This is a genomic window from Saccharopolyspora sp. NPDC002686, assembly GCF_040295745.1.
Classification (GTDB): domain Bacteria; phylum Actinomycetota; class Actinomycetes; order Mycobacteriales; family Pseudonocardiaceae; genus Saccharopolyspora; species Saccharopolyspora oryzae.
Map to the genome: position 1 here is coordinate 1 of NZ_JBEOVY010000437.1, position 5627 is coordinate 5627.

The following is a 5627-nucleotide window of genomic DNA, read 5'->3' on the forward strand; positions in this document are numbered from 1 at the left end:
TTATTAAATGCGCTTTTTATCCCCCACCAGCTCCCCCGCGGGGGCGGGGGCCGGGGGGTGTTCTTTTCGGTGGGCGTCATACAAAACCAAAAGCCACCCCCACCACCTCGCAAGCCGCGCTGCTGGTCGCGACTCCGCATGGGCACGAACCGGGCCAGCACGAGCACGTCGATGCGCCGAAGTCCCGATCCCGCGCGCTCGAACAGCACCACCTGCTCATCGCCGCCCGGACCGATGGGCTGCACCAGGCGCCCGCCCGGACGCAGCTGCTCGACCAGCGCCGCGGGTACTTCCAGCGCGGCAGCCGAGACCAGGACCGCGTCGTAAGGAGCCCGCTCCGGAACTCCTCGGCTGCCGTCGCCGACGACCAGTTCGACGTTGCCGACGCCTTCAGCATCCAGCACCCGCCCGGCCTGCTCGGACAGATCCGCCCACCACTCGATGCTGACCACATCACCGGCCAGCGCCGCGAGCAGCGCGGTCTGGAACCCCGCGCCGGTGCCGACCTCCAGAACGTGCTCGTCGCCGACGAGGGCGAGACCTTCCAGCATCAGCGCCGACAGCGAAGGTTGCGTGGTGACCTGGCCATGACCGATCCACAGGGGCGCGTCGTCGTAAACGGCGCGGCGGTCTTCCAGCGGTGCGAAGGCCTCGCGCGGCGTTGCGCGTAGCGCGGTGAGCACGCGCTCGTCGCTGACGCCCGCGCGTCGAGCCGCGCGAACGAGATCCTCGGGCCCGGAATGCATCGCCTTGCTCCCACCTGCATCTTCAACCGCCGGCCCCGCGGTGACAAGCAGATCGATTCCTGCTCGAGGCAGCGAAAAGGGCCGGTGGGGCGTGCCCACCGGCCCTCATCAGCCGTTGATCACTTGCCGGCGAAGGAGTTGATCACATCGGGGTGCGCGTCGGCCCACTTCTTGGCGGCCGCCTGCTCCTGGCCCTTCGGCGCGCTGTTGATCTCGTTCTCCAGCGAGGACAGCTGGTCGTCGGTCAGCTTGAACTTCTTGACCATCTCGGTGACCTCGGGGAAGTCCTTGCTGAAGTTGGCGCGGCCGATCGCGTGCAGCTCTTCGGCCTTGCCCATCGCGCCCTTCGGGTCCGTCAGGTCCTTCAGGGGGTAGCGGGCGTAGGCCCAGTGCGGGTGCCAGAGGGTCACCACGATCGGCTTCTGCTCCTGGACCGCCTTGTCCAGCGACGCCAGCATCGCCGTGGTCGAGGAGGTCTGCAGCTGGTACTCACCGCCCAGGCCGTAGGCCGGGATCATGGCCTTCGTGGTGCGGGTCAGCCCGGCGCCCGGGTCGATTCCGGTGATCACACCGCCGAACTGGGGGCCCTTGCCCTTGAGGTCCTCGATCGAGTTGACGTCGGTCATGTACTTCGGCACCGCGATGTTGAGAGTGCCCTGGTCGTACCAAACGCCGAGGTCCTCGAGCTTGGGGCCGTACTGCTTCCAGTAGTCGGCGTGGGTCTGCGGCAGCCAGCCGTCGAGGAAGAGGTCCGGGTTGCCCTGGGCGAGCCCGGCGTAGATCGGACCGACCTCCAGCTCGGTCGTGTTGACCGTGTAGCCCTTGCGCTCCAGCAGCTCCTTGTAGAGGTAGGTGACGGCGATGTCCTCGTCCCAGGCGATGTAACCGATGTTGATGGACTTGGCCTCTTGCCCGGTCTGCGATCCGCGACCACCGCACCCGGCGGCGACCATGACCAGTGCGGCCAGCGCGGCGATGAGCGCGCAGAGTCTCCGTGATCTTCTGCTGGACAACATACGTACCTGCCTTTCTGCGACGGCTGCCGATCCGGGCTCATCCGGTCTTCGCCGCTTTGCGCTCCGCACGCGCCACTGGCGAGCGGTCCGAGAGCACGGCGGTGATCCGGTCCAGGTAGACCGCCAGGATCACCACCGAGAGTCCGGCTTCGAAACCTTGGGACAGCTGGACGCGGGTGACGGCTTCGTAGATGTTCGACCCCAGTCCGGGGGCGCCGACCATGCCGGCGATGACCACCATCGACAGGGCCAGCATGATCACCTGGTTGACGCCGGCCATGATCGACGGCATGGCCAGCGGCAGCTGGATGCCGGTGAGGATCTTGCGGCTCGGCGAGCCGAACGCCTCGCCGGCCTCGACCACCTCGTGGTCCACCTGCCGGATGCCCAGTTCGGTGAGCCGCACGCCCGGCGGCAGCGAGAAGATGACGGTGGCCACCACGCCCGGCACCTCACCGATGTTGAAGAACACGATGACCGGGACCAGGTAGACGAACGCGGGCATGGTCTGCATCAGGTCCAGCACCGGCCGCAGGAGCGCGCTCGCCTTGCTGTTGCGCGCCATCAGCACACCCAGCGGGATGCCGATCGCGATCGAGATGACGGTGGCAACCAGCACCAACGACAGGGTCTGCATCGCCGGCTGGAACTCCTGCATGCTGGCCACCAGCCCGAAGCCGATCAGGCCGAACAGGCCGAACCGCCAGCTGCGCAGCCACCAGCCGAGGCCGGCGAACAGCAGCACCATGACCAGCGCGGGCAGGAAGTTCAGCGCGAACGACAACCCGCTGACCGCCGAGCGCAGCACCAGGTCGATGAAGTTGAACAGCGGTCCGACGTTGTTGTTCAGCCAGTCGACGACGGCTTCGAACCAGTCGCCGACCGGGATGCGCGGGAGTTCGTACTGGGTCGGGAAGGGGAGTGCTTCACGCATCGGAGGCCTCCTTGACCGCCGCGGGCACCTCGGCCTCGCGGCTCAACGCCTCGAAGACCGCAGCGGACGTCACCGCGCCGAGCACGCGCCGCTCGTCGTCGACCACCGGCACCGGGTCCGGGTGATCGCCCAGGCGCAGGAACAGCTCCTTCATCGGAGTGTCGGCGGGCACCGGCTCCACGTCGTCCGGCGCGGTGACCTGCGGATCCGCCAGCGATGCCGCGGTGAGCACCCGGCTGCGGTCGACGTCCTGGACGAACTTGGCCACGTAGTCGTCGGCCGGTTCGCGCAGGATCTGCTCGGCGGTGCCGATCTGGACGATCCGGCCGGCGCGCATCATCGCGATCCGGTCGCCCAGGCGCATCGCCTCGTTGAGGTCGTGGGTGATGAAGATGATCGTCTTGCCCAGCTTGGCGTTGAGGTTGAGCAGCTGGTCCTGCATCTCCCGCTTGATCAGCGGGTCCAGCGCGCTGAACGCCTCGTCCATCAGCAGGACGTCGGTCTGGGCGGCCAGGGCGCGCGCCAGGCCGACGCGCTGCCGCATCCCGCCGGAGAGCTGCTGCGGGTACCGGTCGCCCCAGCCCTCCAAGCCCACCATGTTCAGCGCCTCGTTGGCCCGTTCCACCAGGTCGGTCTTGCTCGCGCCTCGGATCTTCAGCCCGTACGCGGCGTTGTCCAGCACCGTCCGGTGCGGGAACAGCGCGAAGTGCTGGAAGACCATGCTCATCTTCTCCTGGCGCATCGTGCGCAGGGCCTTGCCCGACATCCCGGTGATGTCCTCACCGTCGACGAGCACCCGGCCGGAGGTGGGCGTGAGCAGCCCGTTGAGCATTCGGATCAGGGTCGACTTGCCGGAGCCGGACAGGCCCATGACGACGAACGTCTCGCCCTCGGTCACCTCGAACGACGCGTCCACCACCGCTGCCGTGGCACCGGCTTCTTTCATCTCGTCCTGGTCGGCTCCGGCCTCCAGGCGGCGTACCAGCTCCGTCGGCTGCGGCCCGAAGATCTTGTAGAGCCGTTCCACTCGTACCGATGTCACCGATCGCCTCCACCCGCATCGCCGGTACCGGTGGTCCGCACCCGTACCGGGGGACAGCGTGAATACATCGGACCAGCCGACGATCACGGTTCCCGGATTCGCGTCCTCGTCCTTTCGATGTAGTTCGAAGATCATACGTCTCGGAATGCGCGTGTCCAGCCGATCGGGTGAAGATCTTATTTCGATCGAGACACTCCAGATGCGCTGACCGAGGCGTCTGACCAGGACTTACATCCTGCTCTGACGTGCGAATATGCTGTTTTTTAAGATAAGGATCCCACTTCAGTGGAAGTACGGCCGAACGACCGCACCTAAATGATCATCTCGCCGCTGATCGTGTGCATATGACTGTTTTCAACCCCTTTTCGACAAGATCGAATTCGGCGTGGTTTAACGATCTAAATCCGATTGGTCCAGAAGCGTTCTCCGGCGCTCTGAGACGTAAGTGGGAGCCGCCGCCTCCCACGATGTGATACGGGCTATCCCCCGGACGGCGGCATCGGTCGGAGCGGGACGTTTAAGGTCGGGAGCATGCAACCCTGGTCATCGGTTCCCGTGCCTCGAGTGCCCGGCACGCCACGTCCGCTGCGCCTGTTCGACACCTCGGCGGGCGAGGTCAAGCCCACCGAGCCCGGCCCCGTCGCGCGGATGTACGTGTGCGGCATCACCCCGTACGACGCCACCCACCTCGGTCACGCCGCCACCTACCTGGCGTTCGACCTGGTCCACCGGGTGTGGCTGGACAACGGTCACCAGGTGCACTACGTGCAGAACGTCACCGACATCGACGACCCGCTGCTGGAGCGCGCCGAGCGCGACAACGAAGACTGGGTGGTGCTCGCGATGCGCGAGACCGCGCTGTTCCGCGAGGACATGGAGGCGCTGCGGGTCGTGCCGCCTGCGGACTTCGTCGGCGCGGTGGAGTCCATCCCGGAGATCGTCGAGTCGGTCGGCAAGCTGCTGGCCTCCGGCGCGGCCTACCGGGTCGACGACGAGTACCCGGACGTCTACTTCCGCCACCAGGCCAGCGGGCACTTCGGCTACGAGTCGAACTACGACGGCGAGACCATGGCCGCCTTCTTCGCCGAGCGCGGCGGCGACCCGGACCGCGCGGGCAAGGAGCACCCGCTGGACGCGCTGCTGTGGCGGGCCGCCCGCGACGGCGAGCCGTCCTGGGAGTCCGAGCTGGGGCCGGGCCGCCCGGGCTGGCACCTGGAGTGCTCGGTCATCGCGCTGAACCGGCTGGGCCTGGGCTTCGACGTGCAGGGCGGCGGCTCGGACCTGATCTTCCCGCACCACGAGTTCAGCGCGGCGCACGCCGAGTCGCTGACCGGCGAGTTCCCGTTCGCCAAGCACTACGTGCACGCCGGGATGATCGGGCTGGACGGCGAGAAGATGTCCAAGTCCAAGGGCAACCTGGTGTTCGTGTCCCGGCTGCGCGGCGACCGGGTGGACCCGATGGCCATCCGGCTGGCGCTGCTGGACGGCCACTACCGCACCGACCGCTCCTGGACGGCTGACGCCCTGACCGCCGGTGCAGCGCGGCTGGCGCGCTGGCGCCAGGCGGTCGAGCTGGAGTCCGCGCCGTCGGCGGAGGCGGCGGTCGCCGAGCTGCGCGAGCGGCTGTCCGACGACCTGGACACCCAGCAGGCCCTGCGGGCGATCGACGCGTGGGTGGAGGAGGCGCTGACCACGGGCGGCTCCGACGCGGAAGCACCCCAGCTCATCCGCACCGCCGTCGACGCCCTTCTCGGCGTCGAACTCTGATTCCTGTCTGAAGCACTCGTTTTGCGAAGCGGTGCCGGTAGCGGAACCTCAGACGCCGCCTGGACTGCGGGTGCCCAACTTTATGTATGCCAATACACGGCAGTTGGGGCGTCCTCGCCAGG

5 protein-coding genes are annotated in these 5627 nt (G+C 67.6%); 1 reads left to right on the forward strand and 4 read right to left on the reverse strand.

The features are described from left to right. The 4 genes from pcm to ABTZ89_RS34825 form a co-directional block, all read right to left on the reverse strand. Window positions 1-845 (reverse strand): protein-L-isoaspartate O-methyltransferase (gene pcm, locus ABTZ89_RS34810; protein WP_351052943.1); only part of this gene is annotated, 845 nt, incomplete at its 3' end. 20 nt (window positions 846-865) lie between these two features. Continuing rightward, entirely contained in the window at window positions 866-1762 is an 897-nt protein-coding gene (locus tag ABTZ89_RS34815; protein WP_270950669.1) for a glycine betaine ABC transporter substrate-binding protein, read from the reverse strand. 37 nt (window positions 1763-1799) lie between these two features. Continuing rightward, a complete protein-coding gene (locus tag ABTZ89_RS34820; RefSeq protein ID WP_270950670.1) occupies window positions 1800-2696 on the reverse strand; it encodes an ABC transporter permease in 897 nt (298 codons plus the stop codon). After that, window positions 2689-3738 carry a quaternary amine ABC transporter ATP-binding protein gene (locus tag ABTZ89_RS34825; RefSeq protein WP_408641882.1) on the reverse strand — a complete coding sequence of 350 codons (1050 nt, stop codon included), beginning with the start codon at window positions 3736-3738 and terminating at the stop codon, window positions 2689-2691. The genes ABTZ89_RS34820 and ABTZ89_RS34825 overlap by 8 nt, the downstream gene beginning before the upstream one ends. Window positions 3739-4269: 531 nt before the next feature. On the opposite strand from ABTZ89_RS34825, the gene mshC reads away from it, so the two are divergent. Beyond that, window positions 4270-5505, forward strand: coding sequence for a cysteine--1-D-myo-inosityl 2-amino-2-deoxy-alpha-D-glucopyranoside ligase (gene mshC / locus ABTZ89_RS34830; RefSeq protein ID WP_270950671.1), 1236 nt, complete (start codon window positions 4270-4272; stop codon window positions 5503-5505). Window positions 5506-5627: the final 122 nt, after the last annotated feature.

Coding starts and splice junctions, on each gene's coding strand:
- ABTZ89_RS34815 (WP_270950669.1), bottom strand. CDS start 1,762: ATGTTGTCCAGCAGAAGATCACGGAGACTCTGCGCGCTCATCGCCGCG.
- ABTZ89_RS34820 (WP_270950670.1), bottom strand. CDS start 2,696: ATGCGTGAAGCACTCCCCTTCCCGACCCAGTACGAACTCCCGCGCATC.
- mshC (WP_270950671.1), top strand. CDS start 4,270: ATGCAACCCTGGTCATCGGTTCCCGTGCCTCGAGTGCCCGGCACGCCA.